Origin of the sequence: Hornefia butyriciproducens, assembly GCF_009695915.1 — a bacterium.
Classification (GTDB): Bacteria; Bacillota; Clostridia; order Peptostreptococcales; family Anaerovoracaceae; genus Aminicella; species Aminicella butyriciproducens.
The window spans coordinates 1-22726 of record NZ_VUMZ01000014.1 but is presented as its reverse complement, the minus strand read 5'-3'; the positions used below and the strand labels follow the sequence as shown (position 1 = coordinate 22726).

General features: G+C 47.6%; 28 protein-coding genes and 1 tRNA gene. 26 read left to right on the top strand and 3 right to left on the bottom strand.

The window, feature by feature from the left end:
- Positions 1-5 precede the first annotated feature (5 nt).
- From FYJ64_RS10825 to FYJ64_RS10765, 13 genes are all read left to right on the top strand, one after another.
- Positions 6-1007 carry an alpha/beta hydrolase gene (locus FYJ64_RS10825; protein WP_441185413.1) on the top strand — a complete coding sequence of 334 codons (1002 nt, stop codon included), beginning with the start codon at positions 6-8 and terminating at the stop codon, positions 1005-1007.
- A complete protein-coding gene (locus FYJ64_RS10820; protein WP_154575141.1) occupies positions 1004-1522 on the top strand; it encodes a flavodoxin family protein in 519 nt (172 codons plus the stop codon). The genes FYJ64_RS10825 and FYJ64_RS10820 overlap by 4 nt, the downstream gene beginning before the upstream one ends.
- 16 nt (positions 1523-1538) lie before the next feature.
- Positions 1539-2081 carry a flavodoxin family protein gene (locus tag FYJ64_RS10815; RefSeq protein ID WP_154575140.1) on the top strand — a complete coding sequence of 181 codons (543 nt, stop codon included), beginning with the start codon at positions 1539-1541 and terminating at the stop codon, positions 2079-2081.
- Positions 2081-2626 (top strand): cyclophilin-like fold protein, encoded by a 546-nt coding sequence (locus FYJ64_RS10810; RefSeq protein WP_235897176.1) that lies wholly within the window; start codon positions 2081-2083, stop codon positions 2624-2626. Before FYJ64_RS10815 ends, FYJ64_RS10810 begins: the two co-directional genes overlap by 1 nt.
- 165 nt (positions 2627-2791) lie before the next feature.
- Positions 2792-3391 carry a helix-turn-helix domain-containing protein gene (locus FYJ64_RS11595; protein WP_235897175.1) on the top strand — a complete coding sequence of 200 codons (600 nt, stop codon included), beginning with the start codon at positions 2792-2794 and terminating at the stop codon, positions 3389-3391.
- Positions 3391-4443 carry an aldo/keto reductase gene (locus tag FYJ64_RS10800; RefSeq protein WP_154575139.1) on the top strand — a complete coding sequence of 351 codons (1053 nt, stop codon included), beginning with the start codon at positions 3391-3393 and terminating at the stop codon, positions 4441-4443. Before FYJ64_RS11595 ends, FYJ64_RS10800 begins: the two co-directional genes overlap by 1 nt.
- On the top strand, positions 4443-5201 hold the full coding sequence (locus FYJ64_RS10795) for a carboxymuconolactone decarboxylase family protein (RefSeq protein ID WP_154575138.1): 759 nt from the start codon (positions 4443-4445) through the stop codon (positions 5199-5201). The genes FYJ64_RS10800 and FYJ64_RS10795 overlap by 1 nt, the downstream gene beginning before the upstream one ends.
- A gap of 184 nt (positions 5202-5385) precedes the next feature.
- The gene (locus tag FYJ64_RS10790) at positions 5386-5640 is read left to right on the top strand and encodes a hypothetical protein (RefSeq protein WP_154575137.1); all 255 of its coding nucleotides are present in this window, start codon (positions 5386-5388) and stop codon (positions 5638-5640) included.
- Positions 5641-5678: 38 nt separating this feature from the next.
- On the top strand, positions 5679-6011 hold the full coding sequence (locus FYJ64_RS10785) for a hypothetical protein (protein ID WP_465250645.1): 333 nt from the start codon (positions 5679-5681) through the stop codon (positions 6009-6011).
- A 276-nt stretch (positions 6012-6287) separates the two neighbouring features.
- On the top strand, positions 6288-6803 hold the full coding sequence (locus tag FYJ64_RS10780) for a pyridoxamine 5'-phosphate oxidase family protein (RefSeq protein ID WP_154575136.1): 516 nt from the start codon (positions 6288-6290) through the stop codon (positions 6801-6803).
- A 24-nt stretch (positions 6804-6827) separates the two neighbouring features.
- Positions 6828-7250 (top strand): hypothetical protein, encoded by a 423-nt coding sequence (locus FYJ64_RS10775; RefSeq protein ID WP_154575135.1) that lies wholly within the window; start codon positions 6828-6830, stop codon positions 7248-7250.
- A 285-nt stretch (positions 7251-7535) separates the two neighbouring features.
- A complete protein-coding gene (locus FYJ64_RS10770) occupies positions 7536-8210 on the top strand; it encodes an MmcQ/YjbR family DNA-binding protein (protein WP_154575134.1) in 675 nt (224 codons plus the stop codon).
- A 67-nt stretch (positions 8211-8277) separates the two neighbouring features.
- On the top strand, positions 8278-8931 hold the full coding sequence (locus FYJ64_RS10765) for a flavodoxin family protein (RefSeq protein ID WP_154575133.1): 654 nt from the start codon (positions 8278-8280) through the stop codon (positions 8929-8931).
- Positions 8932-9083: 152 nt separating this feature from the next.
- Here FYJ64_RS10765 and FYJ64_RS10760 read toward each other — a convergent pair whose 3' ends face one another.
- On the bottom strand, positions 9084-9248 hold the full coding sequence (locus tag FYJ64_RS10760; RefSeq protein WP_154575132.1) for a hypothetical protein: 165 nt from the start codon (positions 9246-9248) through the stop codon (positions 9084-9086).
- Between the two features lie 71 nt (positions 9249-9319).
- On the opposite strand from FYJ64_RS10760, the gene FYJ64_RS10755 reads away from it, so the two are divergent.
- From FYJ64_RS10755 to FYJ64_RS10725, 7 genes are all read left to right on the top strand, one after another.
- Complete coding sequence (locus tag FYJ64_RS10755) at positions 9320-9583, top strand: type II toxin-antitoxin system Phd/YefM family antitoxin (protein WP_154575131.1); 264 nt, start codon at positions 9320-9322, stop codon at positions 9581-9583.
- Positions 9537-9779, top strand: a complete 243-nt coding sequence (locus FYJ64_RS10750; RefSeq protein WP_320615275.1) for a type II toxin-antitoxin system RelE/ParE family toxin — start codon at positions 9537-9539, stop codon at positions 9777-9779. The genes FYJ64_RS10755 and FYJ64_RS10750 overlap by 47 nt, the downstream gene beginning before the upstream one ends.
- A gap of 126 nt (positions 9780-9905) precedes the next feature.
- A complete protein-coding gene (locus FYJ64_RS10745) occupies positions 9906-10679 on the top strand; it encodes a PhzF family phenazine biosynthesis protein (protein ID WP_154575130.1) in 774 nt (257 codons plus the stop codon).
- A 14-nt stretch (positions 10680-10693) separates the two neighbouring features.
- Positions 10694-11260: a shikimate kinase gene (locus FYJ64_RS10740; protein ID WP_206045655.1), complete on the top strand. Its 567-nt coding sequence runs from the start codon at positions 10694-10696 to the stop codon at positions 11258-11260.
- A 95-nt stretch (positions 11261-11355) separates the two neighbouring features.
- Positions 11356-11985, top strand: coding sequence for an alpha/beta hydrolase (locus tag FYJ64_RS10735; RefSeq protein ID WP_154575128.1), 630 nt, complete (start codon positions 11356-11358; stop codon positions 11983-11985).
- Between the two features lie 43 nt (positions 11986-12028).
- Complete coding sequence (locus FYJ64_RS10730) at positions 12029-12505, top strand: pyridoxamine 5'-phosphate oxidase family protein (RefSeq protein WP_154575127.1); 477 nt, start codon at positions 12029-12031, stop codon at positions 12503-12505.
- A gap of 287 nt (positions 12506-12792) precedes the next feature.
- A complete protein-coding gene (locus FYJ64_RS10725) occupies positions 12793-13575 on the top strand; it encodes a ZIP family metal transporter (protein WP_328597009.1) in 783 nt (260 codons plus the stop codon).
- A 142-nt stretch (positions 13576-13717) separates the two neighbouring features.
- Here FYJ64_RS10725 and FYJ64_RS10720 read toward each other — a convergent pair whose 3' ends face one another.
- Positions 13718-14053 (bottom strand): AzlD domain-containing protein, encoded by a 336-nt coding sequence (locus FYJ64_RS10720; RefSeq protein WP_206045654.1) that lies wholly within the window; start codon positions 14051-14053, stop codon positions 13718-13720.
- The gene (gene azlC / locus FYJ64_RS10715; protein ID WP_154575126.1) at positions 14050-14745 is read right to left on the bottom strand and encodes an azaleucine resistance protein AzlC; all 696 of its coding nucleotides are present in this window, start codon (positions 14743-14745) and stop codon (positions 14050-14052) included. The genes FYJ64_RS10720 and azlC overlap by 4 nt, the downstream gene beginning before the upstream one ends.
- 158 nt (positions 14746-14903) lie before the next feature.
- On the opposite strand from azlC, the gene FYJ64_RS10710 reads away from it, so the two are divergent.
- From FYJ64_RS10710 to FYJ64_RS10685, 6 genes are all read left to right on the top strand, one after another.
- The gene (locus tag FYJ64_RS10710) at positions 14904-16622 is read left to right on the top strand and encodes an ABC transporter ATP-binding protein (protein ID WP_154575125.1); all 1719 of its coding nucleotides are present in this window, start codon (positions 14904-14906) and stop codon (positions 16620-16622) included.
- A gap of 12 nt (positions 16623-16634) precedes the next feature.
- Positions 16635-16817 (top strand): hypothetical protein, encoded by a 183-nt coding sequence (locus FYJ64_RS10705; protein ID WP_154575124.1) that lies wholly within the window; start codon positions 16635-16637, stop codon positions 16815-16817.
- A gap of 304 nt (positions 16818-17121) precedes the next feature.
- Positions 17122-19089: a L,D-transpeptidase family protein gene (locus FYJ64_RS10700; protein WP_206045653.1), complete on the top strand. Its 1968-nt coding sequence runs from the start codon at positions 17122-17124 to the stop codon at positions 19087-19089.
- A 227-nt stretch (positions 19090-19316) separates the two neighbouring features.
- The gene (gene htpG, locus FYJ64_RS10695) at positions 19317-21266 is read left to right on the top strand and encodes a molecular chaperone HtpG (RefSeq protein ID WP_154575122.1); all 1950 of its coding nucleotides are present in this window, start codon (positions 19317-19319) and stop codon (positions 21264-21266) included.
- Between the two features lie 101 nt (positions 21267-21367).
- A complete protein-coding gene (locus tag FYJ64_RS10690) occupies positions 21368-22330 on the top strand; it encodes a 3D domain-containing protein (RefSeq protein ID WP_154575121.1) in 963 nt (320 codons plus the stop codon).
- 56 nt (positions 22331-22386) lie between these two features.
- Positions 22387-22463: transfer RNA gene (locus FYJ64_RS10685), tRNA-Arg, on the top strand.
- The last annotated feature ends 263 nt before the right edge of the window (positions 22464-22726 follow it).

The window sequence follows — 22726 nt, the reverse complement described above, 5'->3', positions numbered from 1 at the left end:
ATTTTATGATGGTGAAAACAGAAGAACTGGCGTTGACGAACGATTGGGATAAGACTTTCCCCAAGAGTGACAAGGTAGACCACAAGAAAGTGACCTTTGTAAACCGCTACGGTATTACACTGGCAGCGGATATGTACACGCCCAAAAACACAGAGGGAAAGCTGGCGGCTATTGCTGTTTCCGGCCCCTTTGGTGCTGTGAAGGAACAGTCCTCGGGTTTGTATGCCCAAACTATGGCAGAGCGTGGATTTTTGACGATTGCCTTTGACCCATCCTTCACCGGCGAGAGCGGCGGTCAGCCCCGCTATATGGCCTCCCCCGACATCAACACCGAGGATTTTCAAGCGGCTGTCGATTTCCTTTCCGTTCAGGACAATGTAGACCCTGAGCGAATTGGCCTTATTGGCATCTGCGGTTGGGGCGGCATGGCGCTGAACGCAGCGGCGCTGGATACCCGTATCAAAGCCACCGTTGCTTCCACCATGTACGACATGACACGGGTCAACGCCAAGGGATATTTCGACTCTGAGGATTCTTCCGATGCCCGATATGCCAAGCGGCAAGCGCTGAATGCCCAGCGGACAATGGATTACAAGAACGGAAACTATGCCTTGGGCGGCGGTGTGGTCGATCCACTGCCTGAGGATGCACCGTTTTTCGTGAAGGATTACTATGACTACTACAAAACCCAGCGTGGCTATCACCCCCGCAGTCTGAATTCCAACAACGGTTGGAATGTGATTGGCTGTATGTCTTTCCTGAATCAGCCTATTCTGCATTATAGCAATGAAATCCGCAGTGCTGTGCTGATGATTCACGGTGAAAAGGCGCACTCTTGCTATTTCTCCAAGGATGCTTTTGCCAATATGGTAAAGGATAACCCCTATACAGACAACAAAGAACTGCTCATTATCCCGAATGCTGTGCATACCGATCTCTATGATCAGGTAGATGTGATTCCCTTTGATAAAATGGAAAAATTCTTTAAGGAGAACTTATGCAAATGAAAATTCTTATTTTGAACGGCAGTCCTCGACTGAACGGCAACACCATGCATATGGTCAATGCCTTCAAACAAGGTGCAGAGGAAGCCGGACACAGTGTACAGATTGAAAATGTGTCACACATGAATATTCGTGGCTGCATGGCTTGCGAATACTGCCACACCAAAGAAAAAGGCGTCTGTGTGCAGAAGGACGATATGCAAAAGCTCTATCAGGAGATTCTGTCCGCCGATATGCTGGTTTTTGCGTCGCCCATCTACTACTTCACCCTGTCCGCCCAGCTCCAGAGTGCAATCCACCGCACTTATGCCATTGACATTCCAAAGAATATCAAAAAGACGGCGCTTATCATGAGTTCCGGCAGTGCCTATGTCTATGGCCCTGCCATCGCCCAGTATTATCAGGCCATCGTGGAATACTGGAAGGTAGAAAACGCTGGAATCTTCACATCCAATGGCGATGCCAACCAATCCAAAGAAAAATGGGACGAATTGTATCGGTTCGGAAAATTTTTATAAGAAAGAGGTACTTATCATGAGTAAAAAGGTTTTGATTATTTCTACCAGCCCCCGCAAGGGCAGTAACTCCGATGCGTTGGCCGAGGAATTTGCTAAAGGCGCACAGAAAGCCGGACATGAGGTTGAGAAAATCAGCCTGATCGGCAAGGACATTCAGTTCTGCCGTGGCTGTTTAGCCTGTCAGAAAACGAAGCGCTGCGTAATTCACGATGATGCTGACAAAATCGTTCAAGAGAAGATGCTGCACGCCGATGTGCTGGTATTCGCCACGCCGATCTACTATTATGAGATGTGCGGTCAGATGAAAACGCTGCTGGATCGGGCGAATCCGCTGTATCCTTCCGATTACGCCTTCCGGGATATCTACTTCATCGCAGCCGCCGCAGAGGATGGGGATGCGGTCTGGACTCGTGCTGCCAGCGGTCTGGAAGGCTGGATTGCCTGCTTCCCGAAAGCACACCTTTCCGGCGTCATCTTCGGCGGCAATGCAACCGATATCGGCACCATTCAGGGCAGTTCGGCTATGAAAAAAGCCTTTGAAGCAGGAAAGGCTGTTTGATGAATAAGCAGGAATTCGGCTTTCTCCGGCTTCCTCTGAAACGAGCCGGATTTTTTGTGTTGCTGGTTTTGTTATTCACGCTATTGGCAGCTTGTGGAGCCAGTCACGATACAGAAAGGTCGGAATCCCAGCAGAAGTCGATGGTGCAGGAGCATGAGTCAGAAATTGGATTGGAGGAGAGAGAGTCTGTGAAAATACAAATTACGGTTGGCGATGTAGCTTTGATTGCTACCCCGGAAGATAATTCTTCCGCCGAAGCATTCCTCGCATTATTGCAGGAACAGCCCATCACGGTACAGATGTCTGATTATGCCGAGATGGAGAAGGTTGGTCCATTGGGAACTGACCTGCCGAGAAATGACACGCAAATCAGCGTGGGCGCTGGCGATGTGATTCTCTATCAAGGAAATCAGATCACAATCTATTATGGCACCAATTCATGGAACTTTACGAAGTTGGCCGTCATTGAAGGTGTGACCAAAGAAAGTCTTTTAGAAGCGCTTGGTACCGGGGATGTGGAAGTGACATTTTCGCTTGTGCAATAAGCACTATATGTAATCCGCCGGTTATGGTTCAAAACATTGCGGCGGGTTTCTTTGTTTTAAGTAACCTTAAACAAATATGAAATGGCAGAACTAAGCGAAACAAAATTTGAGCCGGGGGTGCGGACAAAAACCTGGACACATATAGGGCTCTGAAAGGAGTCAATGATGTATTCAGAAGAACAGAGGACAAAGGCACTGCATGTTTTTCATGAGATAGGATCTGTTACGGATACGGTACGTCGATTTGGTTATCCCAGCAGAAAACACCTGTATACCTGGATTCGTAACGAAGGAAAAACAAAAGAAAAACGAAAAAAACTTAAACTAAAAAACACCACTGAACATCCCAGAAATCCTTCAGCGGAGTTTAAGTTGCAAGTGCTTCGTCGTTGCTTTGAGAATGGAGAGAGTGTAAAATCAGTATCAGAGGAGATTGGATACAGCCGAGTCAGCATATATATGTGGCGAAAGCGATATCTTCAAGGAGGTGTAGCTTCTCTGATGAACACGAAAAATATCCGGCCGGGAAAATTACCGGATATGGATGAAAAGATATCTTCAGAAGAAGTCGAATCGCTCAGAAAGCAGATGTACGAGCTCCAATTGGAAGTAGATATCTTAAAGGAGACAATTAACGTATTAAAAAAAGACCCCCGCGTCGACTGGAAGGACCTGAAGAACAGGGAGAAAGGAGCGGTTATAGCGGAAGGAGGCAATTTTGCCATGCTGCTGATTAAATATAAGAAAAAGGAGCGTGTAGCATAATGAAATATACAAAACTTGGAAATTCAGACCTAACAATATCCCGTATCTGCATGGGCTGTATGGGATTCGGCGATGCTGCAAGAGGGCAGCACAGCTGGACGATCGATGAAGAGCATTCCAGAGAGATCATTAAACGTGGGCTTGAACTTGGAGTGAATTTTTATGATACGGCCATAGCCTATCAGAGTGGAACCAGCGAGCAGTATGTCGGAAGAGCGATCAGGGATTTCGCAAAGCGCGAGGATGTGGTCATTGCCACAAAGGTCCTACCGAGAACGCCCGAAGAGATAGAACAGGGAATTTCAGGTCAGCAGCATATAGAGAACATGATCGACACGAGCCTTAAAAATCTCGGCATGGATTACGTGGATCTCTATATCTATCATATGTGGGACTGGCAGACGGATATTTACGATATCATGGACGGCTTGAACCGCATTGTGAAAGCAGGAAAAGCCAGATATATAGGTATATCCAATTGCTTTGCATGGCAGATTGCAAAAGCAAATGCGCTGGCTGAGAAAGAAGGCTTTGCAAAGTTCATATCCATCCAGGGACATTATAATCTGATCTTCCGTGAGGAAGAGAGGGAAATGGTGCCGTATTGTGAGGAAGAGAATATCGCCCTTACACCATACAGTGCATTGGCAAGCGGCAGGCTTTCCAGAAAGCCGGGAGACGGTGACACGAAGCGCGCCGCAGAAGATACCTATGCAAAATTCAAATACGATGCCACGGCAGATCAGGATGATCTGATCATAAACCGTGTGGCGGAACTTGCCGAAAAGCACGATGTCAGCATGACGGAGATATCCCTTGCGTGGCTTCTTACGAAGGTCACAGCTCCGGTAGTCGGAACTACGAAACTTCACCATATCGAAGGAGCGGCAAAGGCGGTGGATATGAATTTAACCGCAGAAGAAATTACATATCTCGAAGAACCTTATGTACCGCACTCTCTGGCTGGCGTGATGGCACAGAACAAGCCGGCAGCAGCTAAGAAAAAACATGTATGGTCCACGGGAGATCAGAAGATAGGAGGGCAAAAATAATGAGCGAGAAAATCGTACAGACAGCGGGAAGAGCGCAGCTGGGAGACTTTGCGCCGATGTTCGCACACCTTAACGATGATGTGCTTTTCGGAGAAGTATGGAACGAAGATGCGATAGATGTCAAATCCAAGTGTATTATTACGGTCGTATCTTTGATGGCATCCGGCATCACGGATTCCTCTTTGACCTATCACCTGCAGAATGCAAAGGCGCACGGTGTGAGCAAAGAAGAGATTGCAGCGATCATCACGCATGCCACAATGTATGTAGGATGGCCGAAGGGCTGGGCAGTATTCCGTCAGGCAAAGGAAGTATGGAACGAGAAAGTTTCGGAGCTTTCCGAAATGGATAAATATCAGAATACCATCTTTTTCCCAATTGGAGAGCCGAATGATGCTTATGCTCAGTATTTTGTGGGACAAAGCTATTTGGCACCGGTATCTACCGATCAGGTTCCTGTCTTTAATGTCACCTTTGAGCCGGGATGCCGCAATAACTGGCATATCCATCACGCTTCGAAGAATGGCGGGCAGATGCTGATCTGTGTCGGCGGCAGAGGCTTCTATCAGGAATGGGGTAAGGAGCCTATAGAAATGACGCCGGGAACGGTCGTAAATATCCCCGCAAATGTCAAGCACTGGCACGGTGCGGCACCGGATTCATGGTTTTCTCATCTTGCAGTTGAGATCGCAGGAGAGGATACAAGTACCGAGTGGCTAGAGCCGGTGTCTGATGAAGATTACAGCAGACTGAAATAGGAGTGATGATAATGTAGATAAAGACGTCATTCATCGGAATGCTTTCCTCTGCAATGCTATGGTCAACATGTATATGATTGATACGAACTCAATAGTCGATGCCCATGGAAGCACAGTTCACGCAGAATGGTTTCTTGCAGAGTAGATTATCGAAGAATACTTTGGAGAATAAACGGATATAACGATGGGCGGATTTTATATCAACTTTTATTTCAAAAACATAGAATACGACGACGGATTTTACGGAGGGGTTTTCTCATCACCAGATTCTGATGTTTATTGTGAGTTTTTGTATGACAGAGAGACGAAGGCGTTTATAGACATATGGAATAACAGCAAGCCAATAGATGAAATTATGCCGATCCCTATTTGGTGGCTCGACAAGAAGCTCGAAGAGAATGGTGAACTCCGGAAGAATGAAAGTAAAATCAGCGTTTAATGTTTTGGAGAAGAAATAGCAGGAAGGAGGATGCCTGTTTGAAAAAGAAAAAAGGCGAAATTACCATCCGTTCCAGCGCAGCGGAATACCTGACATATGTTGCCTCTGTTGGCGACCAGCAGGACAGTATTGAGATGCGCTATGAGTATGAGAATATATGGCTGACACAGAAGATGATGGCCACATTATATGATGTAGATGTTCGTGCAATCAATGAGCATATTAAGAAGATTTACTCCGACTCAGAGCTTGAGGAAGAGGCAACTATCCGGAATTTCCGGATAGTTCGAACCGAAAGGCCGTTTGTGCCGGATATGCCCAGTGCAATCAGTTCCTGCTTGGTCAGGTGGGAATCGAGAGTGTTTACATAGCGGCCAATACTTTGCAGCGCCGCGGCGCACGATTCAATGGATGAGCGCGCATCAAGTAACTCCTTTTGGAATCATTACACCTGGGTGTATTATTCCCTGACAAATTCCTTTGTTTTGTCGAGCAAGAAAACGGCACATAGGAAACTTATCCGGGGTATTTGTACAGGGTCGTGTATTGCAATTGAATAATCGGGAACGTTGCAGCTTGTGAAACACCTCGAGTGTCGTAAATGGTTGTCACATATCAATTGAACCTGTTGAATGAAGGTGGAATAAATGACTGAAGAACAATACAAACAGGCCGAGTCCTTCTGGATTCGCAAGGATGAGGCAGAAAAGAAGCTGGATGCGGATGTACTATATGACTGGATTGACAAGTTTTTATCATCTCACAAGATCCTCGCACTGGCGACTGCAGCGGGGAACTTTGTCCGCTGCACACCTTTGGAGTACAGCTGGCATGACGATACGATCTGGATATTCACCGAGGGCGGGCTCAAATTCAGAGCGTTGAGAGAGAATAAGCATGTTTCAGCGGCGGTATTTGAGACAAACGCTTCCTTCGGCGGATTGAAATCTCTGCAGATCGAGGGAACGGTAGAGATAGTAGAAATGTTTTCTGATGAGTATAAGAAGGCGGCAGAGTTCCGCAGGATTCCGCTGAAAACTTTGAAGAAACTTGAAGAACCGATGTGGCTTTTGAAAATTACGCCATCGGAAATCACCTGTCTGAATTCGGATTTCAAGAAGGATGAATATGGCAGCAGGCAGATGTATATAATGAAAAAGTGAATGTCCGAAATTATGGAGAGGCACATGGATTATATCAGAGACAGGAAAAGTAATATTCTCTTCAGTTTACATGATAGTAAGATAATACAGATTGAAATTGATGAAACGACTTTATCTTTGAAGGTGGATCGAATATTTCAATATGCTGACGGTGAGGAAAAATGGTATCCGGGAATACTTGAATTTACAAAAGCTGATATAGAAGAGTGCGACATCATGCTGTTTAACAGGCTGTATGGATATGATGGGGAGAAATCCTTCACTGGGGGATCATTATCTTTTGATGAATTTAACGCACTATATCCTGATGCAGATTTTGAGATCGTTACGGAAGGGTATTGTGGATATGACACAACATTTCAGGGTTGGATATGGCAAGGAGAAAAAAATCCGTTATTCGGAATTATGCGTATATGGAATACAGGTGATATGATATATCGGATTTAACAGATTATGAGTTCAGGAGTATTTGAATACTATATGTACGGGAGGTGTTCAGGACGACTGTTTTCAAAGAGTATCGAGATGAAATAAACAGGATTTTCAGCAGATATACAAGAGGAGGATTTGTAGATTATTATCACTGCCGCGGTCTTGGACATGACATGATATTGTATGTGAAAATAAAGAGGGAAAGACCATGAAAAAGACCATTAGTTACGATAAACTTTGGAAACTGTTGATTGATAAAAATATATACTAACACCAAAATTATACGAGGACGGTGAGGATATGATTGAAGATGAAATCTTTCGAAAAAGAAGATTTGTGCCATCCAAGATGGAGAGTTTTGGATTTCAGAAAACCGGTGATCAGTATTGCTATGAAACAGATCTTATGAATGGAGAGTTTCATGTGATTTTGTCTGTCTCAAAGGAAGGCAATGTGAAAGGCGAAGTAATTGATAAGATGAATGACGAAGAATATGTGCAACTCAGGTCAGAACATTTCAATGGAGCCTATGTGAATACTGTTCGTGATTCATACAGACAATTGCTTGGGCATATCAGAGAGGCAGTCTGCAGGGAAGTTCTGTTTGCCTCGGAGCAAGCAAACAGAATCACGGAAATGATTTTGAATCAGTATGACGTAAAGCCGGATTTTCCATGGGAGACAGCGCAGTACCAGTCATATGGAACTTTCAGACATGCAGATACCAGAAAATGGTTTGCGCTTATAATGAATGTAAAGCGAGAAAAGCTTTTCAATAATAAAGACGAGGAAACGATTGATATCATAAATCTCAAAACAGATACATTGGAGAAGGATATTCGGAAATATCCTGGGGCAATATTTCCTGCGTATCATATGAATCATAAAACGTGGATTTCGATTGTATTAGAGGAGTATCTTGAGGACGCAATTGTTATGGAATATGTCCAAAGGAGCTTCGAGCTTACAAAATAATTCTTTCGAGAAAAATGATTTATTTACTGTTATGTAATTGTTACTGGTCATATGAAAGGAGTCAGGTATGAAAACTCTGATATTAAACGCAAGCCCTAGAAAAGCCGGGAATACTGCCAAATTACTCAAATCAGCAGCAGATGGCGCAAGAAATGCAAGAGCAGAAGTTGAGTATATTGATTTATACGATCTGATTTTTACCGGATGCAGAGGTTGCATGCTCTGCAAGCGAAAAGGTGTAGAAAGATGTCATTGCTATTGGAAAGATGACTTATCACCAATCATTGATAAAATATTTCGCGCGGATACGTTGCTGATCGGAACGGCGATTTATCTGGGAAGGCCGACGAGCCGTTATTTCGAATTGTTAGAGCGTTTGCATTTCTGCTCGCTGTCTTATGATGATTACAGCAATTATTTTACAGGACAAGTAAATGTTGGTATGTTTGTCAGCATGAATGCTACAAAAGAGTTTTATGACCGTCTATATAAAACAAAATTTGAGGAGTATGCCAAAGAATTGGAAATGATGGGTGGTAAGGTAATCCTGTATCCCTGCTATGATACTTTGCAAGTATCGGATTATTCGAAGTTCAATATGGCAAGCTTTGATGAAAATAAAAAGAAATTTGTGCACGAAAAGGATTTTCCTAAGGATTTGGAGAATGCCTATCGGATAGGGCGTGAACTATGTAAATCCTGTACTAGCACATATTGTTGAAGCAACAATTCCTGATAAAACTGACAGCCGAAATAAGAAGAACATAAGAAATAGATTGACAGATGGCCGACCAAGAAGATAGTTTTCCATATATGGTCTCTGGTTCATGGCATAGTGGACCGCCTTGGCGAGTTTGGATCCGCGGAGCACGGTCACGGTGTCGAGCTGCAATCAAAAGGCCTCAAGTATGTTTTAATATGAATATCATTGGCTTCGCACCAGGCTTTAACGGTCTGTGTGCTGGCCTGACATTCAGCAATGACCTTTGCCCAATGCCGCAGGCGAAGTTCCGCTTTGACGGATTGTATCTGATCCATGTGTGACCTCCTTAAAGTTAGACCTGTCTGGACCGATTTAGACCTTTTTAGCATAGTCAGTAGTCGGCGACATGCCACGTATCGTGCCTATTCGTGATCTGCGCAAAACAAGCGAGTTGTCGGAGCTGACGCATACAGAGCAGGAACCTATATTCATCACAAAGAACGGATACAGTAATCTTGTTGTGATGAGCGCTGAGTTGTACGATCGTTATGTAAGTATACTGAGAACAGATCAGAATATTTTTGAAGCAGAGGAAGAATTGAAAAACGGCGGCGAAACCGTTGATGCGGCATATGCCTTTGACGGACTGGACAAAAAGTATTATGGATAAATATAAGGGCAGGCTCCTGCCGAAGGCATTGAGGGATCTTGACAGTATCTATGCGTATATCGCAATTGAAAAACATTCCCCGGCAAATGCAAAAGAGCAGACGGACAGAATCAAAAACGCTGTTCTGAGCCTGGATACTTTTCCGCATTCCCATCAGTTGTGTCAAACAGGCCGATTTGCCGATTGGGGGTATTGACAACTTCTGGCAGACAACTGCATGATCATTTTCCGCATTGAGGAAGAGAAAAAGACGGTTTACGTAGTTACGGTTGTTGTTCATCGTTAATGCAGAAGCTATCGAAGAAAATGGGAGATACAAATCATGAAACAATATGTCGTAGATGCATTCACCGATAAGGTATTTCACGGTAATCAAGCCGCTGTTTGCATTATGGAACAGTGGTTGCCTGACGAACTTATGATGAGCATCACTCAAGAAAACAATTTTTCTGAAACTGCTTTTGCCGTAAAGGAAGGCGAGAAATTCCATCTGCGCTGGTTTACGCCTGGCGGAGAGATTGACTTATGCGGTCATGCTACACTGGCGTGCGCATACATCCTTTTTCGGTTCTATCTTCAAAGTGAAGATCAGATCGTGTTTTCAACGCTCAGCGGTGATTTGACCGTAAGTAAAAAGGACGACATGCTGGAAATGGAGTTCCCTGGCTACAAGCTGGAGAGAGTATCAGTTACGAATGCTATGATTGAAGCGATCGGTGCCGTTCCTTCCGAGGCATATATGGGCAGAGATCTGCTTTGTGTGTTCGACAGCGAGGACACTGTAAGAAATCTTGCGCCGGATATGGAAAAGCTTTTGAACCTGGACGGACTGCTGCTGCAGGCTACTGCTCCCGGCAGAACAACAGATTCTGTTTCAAGAAGCTTTGCCCCTAAACTAAATGTAGCCGAAGATCCGGTGTGCGGTTCAGGCCATTGTCACATTGCTCCCTATTGGGCAGAAAAGCTTGGAAAGAAAAATATTGTAGCCTATCAGGCTTCTCGGCGTGGCGGAACTCTGTATTGCAGAGTATCAGACGACAGAGTGTTTCTGGCAGGAAAAGCTACACTGTTTTCAGAATGCGAATTGTATATCTGAGAAGAATCATATTGATGGTGGGAAGGATAAAAATACTTCTTTTCGGTGTTTCTAATGTAGGAAAATCAACAACTGGAGAGCTGCTGGCTAATCGGCTTGGCTTTAAGTTTTATGATCTGGATATGGAAGTCAAAACCCGAAAGGGGATGACGCTTGAAACGTTCGTTTACACAGCAGATCTCAGGTGGCGGGATCAAAAGCGTGGAAGAATTATCAAGGAACTTATTCGTCTGGAGGAAGATATGGTTCTTGCCATTACGCCGATCTCTTTCACGGAGAATTTCAGGACAAAGATCAGCGGCGATGGCATGCTTGCGATAGAGTTGTATGATACGCCGGAAAATATTTTCGATCGGCTTGTTTTCAGTGATGAAAATGATATAATTTACACAGATGATCCTTATAAAAATGAACATAGGGAGTATTATATGAGAGATATTCAAGCAGACCTGGATTGGTATGGTAAGATTTATGCCGAAATCGGTATACGTAATCGTGTGTTCATAGACAATGACTTGCCGGCAAATGTGGTTGAACGGATCATTTCTGAATACAATTTGACAGAATGCCTGAAAATTTGAGTGTCAAAACGCCGGAAGTAAAAGAAATTCTGCAAAGGAAGAGCGGGAAACGATTCCCATGAGGGCGGGAATTGTAATACGGGGACGAGAATATCATGGATAAACTTGAATATGGAAAACAAAATGCGGCTGTCACTCTTCTTCAGCTGGTGGATGAGCATGACCTTGAAACAATAGATCGTGAGATTGCTTTGATTCAGGAAAATACAAAAACTGATTTCAGACTGATTGCATGCAGGGTTGACAATTGGAACCATGATTTGTCGCCCTGGAAGGCGCCGGCTGTCTTCGGCAAAGAGGATTTCGGCGACGGTGCAGCAGATACAATGCGGGAAATTATGGAACTTTGCCGGGACAAAGACGGGATTTACTATATTGGCGGTTATTCCCTGGCCGGGCTGTTCGCACTATGGACAGCCTATCAGACAGATCTCTTTCGGGGAGTTGCCGCAGCTTCCCCTTCAATCTGGTTCCCGGAATTCATAGATTTTATGAAAGCAGGGGAGATCAAGAGCCGAAATATTTACCTGAGCCTGGGAGACAAGGAAGAAAAAACACGCAATCCTGTCATGGCGACGGTGGGAGACAGAATTCGGGAAGCCTACTCTCTCCTGAAGGATCAGGGCGCAAACTGCGTGCTGGAATGGAATGAGGGGAATCATTTTAAGGATGCGGACCGGCGGACAGCCAGGGCTTTTTCGTGGGTGATGCAGCAGGATATATAAATGGTTTACAGAACAAAGCATTATGTTTACGGAGGAAAAGACAATGTTCAGACCAATTCGGAAAAAGAAAAATGAAATCAGTGCAGAAGCGGCGAAGGAATTGCTTCGCTCTTCTCGTCGGGGCGTGCTGGCGGTGAACGGCGATGATGGCTATCCCTACGCGATACCGATTAATTTTTTGTATGATGAAGAGACGCAGACGATTATATTTCATGGAGCGAAGGCGGGACACAAGGTGGATTCGCTGAAGGCCTGCGACAAAATCTGTTTTACCGTGTTCGGCAATGAACAGGTCAAAGACGTGCCGTGGGCGCCGTATCTGCAGAGTGCGGTTGTATTCGGACGCTGTCATCTGATTGAAAATCAGGAGGAAAATATCAGGCTTGTAAAGAAGTTTGCGGAAAAATATTATCCTGATGAGAAGACGATAGATGAAGAGGTGGCAGTGTCCGGAAGGGCAGTCCAGATGTTTGTTATCGAAATCGAGCATCTAAGCGGCAAGCAGATCCAGGAAATATAATCTCAATACATTCACGGCCTGACTAATGGCGTTTCGTAAAAGCAGACCATCTCATCCAAAATGCCGTTCATATCATCTGATATGATATAGAAAAATCCGAACGAACTTATAGGTCCCCTGACCATCGGTATGCCGGATGTCTGGAAGAGATTGATTTAATCGTCCAGTGAATTGATTTTTCGTCCAAAATCAAGCACAATTGGACGAAAAGGGAACGACTGGACGAAAGGAACTTTTATGAGGTCATTTGATTATCTTATAGTGGACAATTTAAGGAGGAACGACCTGTGAATTATAATGTGCTGTCAGGGATAATCATTCCTTTTGTCGGAACATCTGCGGGCGCCGCGTGTGTATTTCTGATGAAAAATGAGTTGCGTGACCATGTGCAGCGTGGTCTGACGGGCTTCGCGGCAGGCGTTATGGTAGCGGCTTCAATCTGGAGTCTGCTGATTCCTGCGATAGAGCAGACGGATACGATGGGGGCGTTGTCCTTTGTACCTGCCGCTGCGGGCTTCTGGATCGGTATTCTGATGCTCCTGTTTCTGGACCACATGATTCCGCATCTTCATATGCATGCGGAGAAGGCTGAGGGTCCCAAAAGTAATCTCACCAGAACGACGATGATGGTGTTGGCGGTGACACTGCACAACATTCCGGAGGGAATGGCTGTGGGTGTCGTGTATGCCGGATTTCTGACGGGAACAAAGGATATTTCGCTGGGCGGTGCTATGGCGCTTTCTATCGGAATCGCGATCCAGAATTTTCCCGAGGGAGCGATTATCTCCATGCCGCTTCACGCGGAGGGAAAGAGCAGAGGGAAAGCCTGTCTGAGCGGAATTATGTCCGGCGTTGTAGAACCCGCTGCAGCGCTGCTGATGATCCTCGCCGCAGAAGCGCTGCTTCCACTGATGCCTTACATGCTAAGTGCTGCCGCGGGTGCAATGCTTTATGTCGTCGTCGAGGAACTGATTCCGGAGATGTCGGAAGGGGAGCATTCCAATATCGGAGTTCTCATGTTCGCCGTGGGATTCACACTCATGATGGCGCTGGATGTTGCGCTGGGCTGAGGCGGTCAGTTTCCGGCAGAAAACCAGCCGGCTGCATATAATTGGAATGCGGTCGGGCAAGCTGCTGAAATGCGGTCGGCCGGAGTGCAGAAACCGCTCAGGCTACCAACGGGAGCCACTCTAATATAGTGCAGGCATACGGTTACAGAAAGACATAGTGAATCAGCAGCATGTAGCACAAGGTGCCGCCTGCGATGGAAATCAGCATCTGGCGCTTCCAGAGATGAAGAAGAACGGTCACGCCGATTGCGATCAGCTCCGGCAGACCGTGAGTGCCGTGAAGAAAGCTGACGTTCCGCAGACAGTAGATAACCAGCATCCCGAACACGGCAGGAGCCAGATATTTTCCCAGATAGAGAATAAAAGCCGGAGTTCTGCGGCTTTCCGAAAATACGAGAAACGGCAGAAACCGGGTGATTAACGTTCCGAGTATGCACAGTCCGATGGTGATAATCTGTTGGGTCAGCGTCATAGTCATGGACGGGTCTCCTTTTGTTCAAGAGGCTTGCGGAACGCCGCGAGCACGGCGATGATGGCGATCATGGTCGGAATCATGAAAGAGTCCGCACCGAATATGATGAGACACAGAATCGACACGCCGATTCCGATGCAGGAGGAGGCGTGATTTTTTTCCTTCAGCCATTGCTCCAGGAAGATTACAACGAACATAGCAGTCATGACGAAGCCGATTCCCTGCGTGTTGAAAGTCAGCAACGAACCGATGAGTCCGCCGATGGTAGCGCCGGAAAACCAGTAGAGATGGTTGAGGAGTGTGACAAAGAACATGAACCAGCCTTTGTCGACGTCCTCCGGTATCCGGGCGGTATAATTTATGGAAAAGGTTTCATCGCACATCCCGAAAATGAGGTAATATTTCTTCCAGCCCAGTCCTTTGAACTTCTCCAGCATGGAGAGACCGTAAAACAGATGCCGCGCCTGTATCAGCAGCGTCATAATCAGAACCTGCAGCGGAGCGAAGGGTGACAGCAGCATTTCCACGGCGACGAACTCCAGAGAACCGCCGTAGATGAGCAGGCTCATGAGCATAGGGTATACAAAGGAAAATCCGGAGGCGTTCATATAGATTCCGTAGGCGAGTCCCAGAAACCAGAAGCCCGCGAAAATAGGAACCGTGTATGGAAAGGCGGTCTTTAACGCCTTTATTTTCATAAATACCTCCTTGAAATTATATCGTTCATCATGTAAGATTTAGTTGATCAACAAAGCCGGCTGCAATGCGTGTTCAGCCGTTGAAATCGAGCAGACACCATTATAGCACCGTTAATTATAAATTACAATAAACAGCCGGAGAACTGAAAAGGAGAACAATGCTCAGAACTTTATTTCAATTTTTCAAACCGCACAGGAAACTGTTTGCCATCGATATGATGTGCGCGCTGATCGTGGCGGCCATCGACCTGGCGTTTCCGCTGGTATCGAGGTACGCCATGTACAATCTTCTGCCGGGCAGGGTATACGGCGTGTTTTTCGCCCTGATGATCTGCGTGGCGCTTTTTTATGTACTGCGGTCCGTTTGCTATTATTTCATGACCTATCTGGGACACACCTTCGGGGTGCATGTTGAGGCGGACATCCGCTCGGCGCTGTTCCATAAGCTTCAGACGCTGGATTTTGAATTCTATGACAAAAACAGAACAGGAAAACTGATGAGCCGTCTGACCGGTGATTTGTTCGAGATCACAGAGCTGGCCCACCACGGTCCGGAGGATCTGCTCATCTCGATTCTGACGATTATCGGCTCCCTCGTGTTCATGTTCATGATGGAGTGGAGGCTCGCGCTGATCGTTGCGGTTCTGATTCCGATATTCCTTGTCATTGTAATGAATCGCAGGCGGAATATGGCGGCCGCATCCTCCAACGTGAAGGTGAAGCTTGCCTCCATCAACTCGGAAATCGAATCCAGCATATCGGGGATCAGGACGTCCAAGGCCTTTGCCAATGAAGGCGTGGAGCAGGAACGCTTCCGGGAATCCAATGATACCTACATTGATGCGAAGAAGGGATACTACAAAGCCATGGGATCGTTCAACGCGAGTCAGGAATTTTTTATGTGCATCATGCCCTGCGCGGTGATTGCCTTCGGCGGATATCTGATTATGGAAAACCGGCTGAATTATATCGACCTGATCACATTCACGCTGTTTGTCAATACCTTTGTCACGCCCATCCGGAAGATGTCCAACTTCGCGGAGATCTTCGCCAATGGAATGGCGGGTCTGCGCCGGTTCACGGAGATTATGGAGATGAAGCCGCAGGTCACGGAAAAGCCGGATGCAAAACCGCTCACCGTGCGCGAAGGACGCATCGATATCAATGATATTTCTTTCGCATACAATGAAAACGCTGAAGTGATTGAGCACCTGGATCTTCACATAAAGCCCGGAGAGACGGTGGCGATTGTAGGTCATTCCGGAGGCGGAAAGACCACGCTTTGTCAGCTGATTCCACGATTTTATGACGTAACTGGGGGTGCTATTCTCATCGACGGCACCGATGTCCGTGATGTAACAAAGGCGTCAATCCGGCAGAATGTGGGCATCGTCCAGCAGGATGTGTTCATTTTCGCTGACACGATACTGGAGAACATCCGCTACGGCCGGCCGGGGGCGACCTTTGAAGAGGTTGTGGAGGCCGCGAAGAGGGCGGAAATATACAGTGATATTCTGGAAATGCCGGATCAGTTCGACACCTATGTCGGAGAGCGGGGCACAAAGCTCTCCGGCGGACAGAAGCAGAGAGTTTCCATTGCCCGTATCTTCCTGAAGGATCCGCGGATACTGATTCTGGACGAGGCGACCTCGGCGCTGGATACCATCACGGAAGAACGGATTCAGAAGAGCTTTGATGAACTGTCCAGAGGAAGAACCACGCTTGTCATTGCGCACCGGCTCGCGACGGTACGCGGGGCGGATCGGATTGTGGTGATTGAAGACGGACGCATCGCAGAGGAGGGCTCCCATGAAGAACTGCTGGCGCGGAACGGAGAATACGCGAGGCTCTATCATACACAGCAGCTCAGTGAATAGACGGAGGAGGAAATGAGTCTTTCAAACGGATTTCAGGGATTTACATCAATCGGAATCACCTTCTTTATTTTCCTGTGCATCGGGATGCTCTACGTGGTGGTCAATCATCTGCTGAGGAGAAAACGCCCCGGCAGCGGTCCCCGTCCTGATAAAAAAGGAGCGAGCCGCGACAGAAAAAGGAAAAAGAAGAGATAATGAGATAAAATAGAGATAATAATGGTATAAAAGACTAAAGGCGGGGGACATCCGGTTACAGGCAATGCCCGGATCTGATGTTCCGGCGCTTGAAATAAAATGACGAATAAGTTATACTGAGTAGATAATTAGTGTCTGCCCATTAAGTCCCCGTCGGACTAAATGGGCGCTGACGGTAGTCTGTCAACAGCACCGCGGCGCACCATCCAATGGAAGGGTGCGCCGGAAGACTCTAATTGATGCTTGTGCTCAGGGATTCGGCCGTTTCTAAATCCCACTGCCGCAGGGCTTTCGGAACAGACTCATGGAAACGCTGCGGAAGGTATTAAAAAAGAAGAAGGGTGTGAAGTATTTGGGCAAACATGATGCTCCAAACAGATTAAAGAAATTAGGAATTAAAAAAAGATATATCGATAAACACAGCAAAGCAGCAGTCCTGGAAAAGAACGCAGCGGCATCGGACGCCCTGAAAAAAGGTGAAGAAGAAAGCCGGACGGACGCGGACACACGGACGCTTCCGGTTTCCGACCTCACGGTGGAGGAACCGGCGGCGGTCACCGCCGCTGCAAAATCTGTTGCGACAGAAGAACCCGCAGAGGAAACAGCCGCCGCGGAAGCAGCGGTGACGGAGGAACCCGCAGAGGAGACTTCTGCCGCGGAAGCAGCGGTAACAAAGGAACCTGCAGAGGAGACAGTTGCCGCGGAAGCAGTGGCGACAGAGGAGCTCGCAGAGGAGACTTCTGCCGCGGAAGCAGCGGTGACAGAAGAACCCGCGGAAGAGACAGTCGCTGCGGAGCCAGCTACGACGGAGCAAGCCGCGGAGGTTTCGCGTGCACCGGGGACAGCAGGATTGAGGAGCGGCCGCGTACAGAAGAGAAGAACGGGCCGGATCCTTCTTATACTGGTGATTATTCTAGCCGTACTCGGTGTGGGTGGATTTGCTCTGAACCGGGTTGTTCTGAATGCGGACACCTTCCAGTCCGGGTCATCGATTAACGGAATCGATGTGTCTGGTCTGACGCAGGCTAAAGCCGTGGAAAAGCTGACTGACGAGTGGAACAAGAAGACACTGACGATAACGGAGAAGGACAGCAAAATCGGAACCATCCGGAATTTCGACTTGGAATACGATATTAATCAGCAGGTGAAGGAATGTCTGCATCCGAGTTTCTTCAGAAAACTGCTCCGGACGGTGCGTCCCTCGAAGCGCAGCTACTCGATCGCCATGACAGCGAAGGCGAGCAGCAGATCCTTCGACCGCCAGTTCCGCAGACTCAGCTTTGTTAAAGACAACAAATATACCACAAAGACCCGGAACGCCTATGTTGACCTGACTTCCTCCGACTTCAAAATCGTCAAGGAGGTTTACGGCGACAATCTTGACAAGAGCAAACTGAAGAAGGCTCTGCTGTCTGCCATCGCCCGCGACAAAATGAAGTTCTCGTATACGGCGGCGGATTACTATGAGAAGCCGACGGTTCTTTCCGACAGTGAAACGCTGAAGGAGAGACAGGCGTATGCAGAGAAATATCTGACGAAGAAGATCACTGTCACCGGCGCAGGGAAGAAATATACGATTAAGCCGGCGCAGCTGGACAAAATGATTTCCGTCAGCAAAAGCGGAGAGATTACGGTGGATGAAAAAGCCGTAAAAACCTTTGTTAAATCCATCGCGGACCGGTTCACCACCGTCGGCATGACGCGCCATCTTAAACTGAAGGGCGGAAAGGTCACCATCTCCGGCGGAAATTACGGAAATACGCTGAATATCACCAAAGAGACGACCCGTCTGTCCAGGGTTCTGGCGGAAGGGAAGGACGCAACGACAGAAGCTGTGTTCTCCATGACCGGCTACGGCTCATCCTCTTCCGTGACGGACGATATCGGCGACTTTTACGTTGAGGTCAGCATCAGCAAACAGCACGTCTGGTGCGTCAAGGATGGAAAGACTGTTGTTTCGGCAGACGTTGTGACCGGAAATGTCAAGGAAGGAAACGGAACGCCGGAGGGCGTGTTCTCTTTAATGTACAAGCAGTCCCCGTCCACGCTGGAGGGCAGGAACAACGACGGATCCTCCTACAAAACGCCGGTCAGGTACTGGATGCCGTTTTATGCGGGCTGTGGATTCCATGACGCGAAATGGAGAGATTCTTTCGGCGGCTCGATTTATCTGCGGAACGGGAGCCACGGCTGCGTAAACATGCCGCCGGCCAAGGCCGCCAAGCTTTACAGTTATGTGGAGGCGGGAATGCCTGTAATCGTTCATCCATAAAATGTCCACAGGACATCCATAGGAATTTATTTTCGGAGACCGGTCTGCGTCAGCGGCGCGCCGGTTTCCTTTTTCCTGCAGAGAACTGTGTCAGGCGTTTTTCTTACAAAGGCGAATTCTGTTTTCTTACAAAGAACTATTGACATTTTCACCAAACGTGGTACAGTATATTATGGATTTAGCACTCGAATATAAAGAGTGCTAACAAATACAATGGAGGCGAGATTATGGCAAAAAAACAATTTAAGGCAGAATCTAAAAAACTGCTGGATCTGATGATTAATTCGATCTATACGCATAAAGAAATCTTCATGAGAGAGCTGATCAGCAACGCCAGCGATGCGCTGGACAAGCTGTATTATCAGAGCCTTCAGTCAGGGGATACCGGAATAAAGCGGTCTGACTTTGTAATCGATATCGCGGCGGACAAGGACGCACGGACCCTTACGATTTCGGATAACGGCATCGGCATGAGCGAGGAGGAACTGGAATCCAACCTGGGAACCATCGCCCGCAGCGGTTCGATGGCGTTTAAGGAGGAGCACGCCGGCGATGCAACGGAGGGAGACAGCGCGGAAGCGCAGGCCCGCCGCGCCACTGATATTATCGGGCAGTTCGGCGTAGGCTTTTATTCCGCGTTTATGGTGGCCGATCGTGTGACGGTCACATCTAAACTGTACGGAAGCGATCAGGCGTTCTGCTGGGAATCTGCAGGCGCCGACGGTTACACTGTCACACCCGCAGAGAAGGAAGGAAACGGCACGGATATCGTTCTGCATCTGAAGGAGGATACGGAAGGAGAGAACTACTCCCGGTTCATGGAGGAGTATACAATTCGGGAACTGATCCGGAAATATTCGGATTACATCCGTTATCCGATTAAGATGATGGTGGAAAAGCAGCGGCCGAAGGAAGGCGCTGAGCCGGAAGAGGGCAAGGCTCCCGAGATGGAATCGTATCAGGAACTGGAGACGCTGAACACTATGGAGCCTATCTGGAAACGCCAGAAGAGCAAGGTGAAGACCGAGGATTATAACGAATATTATAAAAGCAAGTTCTTTGATTATGTCGATCCCCGCAGGGTAATCCGGACCACGGTGGAGGGCGTCAGCAGTTATACCGCGCTGCTGTTCATTCCGGGGCATGTTCCCTATGACTATTACACAAAGGATTACGAGAAGGGACTTCAGCTCTATTCCAGCGGCGTCCTGATTATGGAGAAGTGCAAGGACCTGCTGCCGGATTACTTTAACTTCGTGAAAGGACTTGTTGACTCTCAGGATCTTTCGCTGAACATCTCCCGCGAGACTCTGCAGCAGGATCGTCAGCTCAAGAATATCGCAAAAAATCTGGAAAAGAAAATCAAGCGTGAGCTGGTTTCCTGGATGAAGAACGATCGGGAGGAATACGAAAAATTCTTTGGGGATTTCGGACGGCAGCTGAAGTACGGATTGTACGAAGGCTTCGGAATGAATAAGGATACCCTGGCTGATCTTCTTTTGTTCTATTCCTCGACGGAAAAGAAAATGACATCTCTGGACGAATACATCTCCCGGATGAAGGAGGACCAGAAGTATATCTATTACGCGCCCGGTGAAACTGTGGAGAAGATCGACATGCTCCCGCAGACGGAGGCGGCGAAGGCAAAGGGCTGTGAGATCCTCTATTTCACAGACGAAATCGACGAATTCGCCATCAAGATGATTCGGGATTACAAGGAAAAGGAATTCCGCTCCATCTCTGATGAGGACATGAGCGAGGAACTTTCTGAGGAGGAAAAGAACGCGGTCAAAAAAGCAGAGGAGGACAACAAAGACCTTCTGGACTTCATGAAGGAAACGCTGAAGGATCAGGTCGCGGATATCACGTTCTCCTCCCGGCTTGACAGCGCGCCCGTCTGCCTGATCAGCAAGGGCGGAATCTCGCTGGAAATGGAGAAAACGCTGAACCGCATGCCGACGGAAGAGACGGTGAAGGCCGAGAAGGTTCTGGAACTTAATCCGGAGCATGATGTAGTAAAGAAACTGCAGGAAGCCTACCGGGAAGACGGTGAGAACAAAGACAGCGCCGCGGCTATGACACGGCTCCTGTACGACCAGGCGGCACTGATCTCCGGTCTGACTATTAGCGACCCGCTGCAGATGAGCAACGATATCAACCTGATTATGACGCGCTGATTACAGACTTTTTAATCACGCCGATTACAGACTTTTTAATCACAGATTGAAAATTTCCTCATATGATGGTAGAATAGAACCATTATGTGAGGTTTTTTTTTATGACATTGCGAAAACTGATTTTTTTAAATATCATACTTGCGCTTATCTGCGGCGCGCTGTTTGTCTGGTACCGCATGATACCGGTCCCGGTCCGGCTGCAGTATCAGTCTGTTTCCGATACCCGGACGGTTCGCTTTGAAACCAGGGGGAAAACAGTGGGCGCCGCCGTCCGTGAACTGAAATCTGACGACCGGCAGAATATTATCGTCGATACAGACCGCGATGCGCCGATTCAGACTGATATGACCATACGGATCCGACGCGGAACCAGAACCGAAGCGGAAATCGCCGGCAAAAAACGCAGCATCGTTCTGTACCCCGGAACGATCAAGGAGAATCTGAAGCTGAATAAGATCAGTTATGACAAAGATGATATCGTCCGGCCCGCACTGTCCGGACAGGTGACAGCCGCGACGAAACTGAAGGTTAAGGTCGTCGATGTGAAAACCCGCCGAAAGACTGTCACGGTTCCGGCGCAGAACGAGGTCATATTCGACCGCAGCCTCTCCTCCGGCACAGTGGCTTCCACCAGCGGCAGGGACGGAAAGGGTGTGTACAAATACATCACAACTTATGTGAACGGGAAGAAAACGAAGGAAAAGGCGAAGCTTCTGAGCTGGGTGAGCAGGCCGAAGAACAATTCGGTTCGCTTCGGCACAAGCAAAACCGGTGAGACCGGCTCCGTCCGCTACACACGCACATTTACAGGAAACTGCACCGCATATTACGCCGGCACAAATGCCAGAGGTGCGACAGGGCAGGTCTGTCATTACGGAACCTGCGCGGTGGATCCGTCCGTGATTCCCTATGGCACAAAGCTCTATATCGAGGGCTACGGCGTAGCCGTCGCGAACGACTGCGGAGGCGCGGTAAAGGGGAATGTGATCGATCTTTACATGAACAGCACAGGCGAGTGCATCCAGTGGGGCCGCCGCTATAAAAAAGTTTACGTTCTGGAATAATAATGTTTGGAATTTCCCGGAATCTGTGCTATAATAATGACCGTTGACAGAAACATGTGCCTGTAGCTCAGCAGGATAGAGTAGCACACTCCGAATGTGAAGGTCGGGCGTTCGAATCGCCTCAGGCACACCATCAACGGTCGGCGCAGCAGTTCTCGATGAGGGCATTGCTGCGTTTTTTGGCTCTGTTAAATATGTTGGGGTGGAGGATACTCTAAGTATTTCAGAGCCTCTTTATTTTTTGAAAAAATGACTGTTTTCACTGGCTCCTACCGAGCATCCCGCAAGATTTGTTTCCTGTAGAATTCATCTATTCTTTTCGATCGGTTTTCCGGACACTAAAACAATATTCAAGTGTAGCACCGTAGCTCAAGTGGTCTTTTGATGTATTCAGTT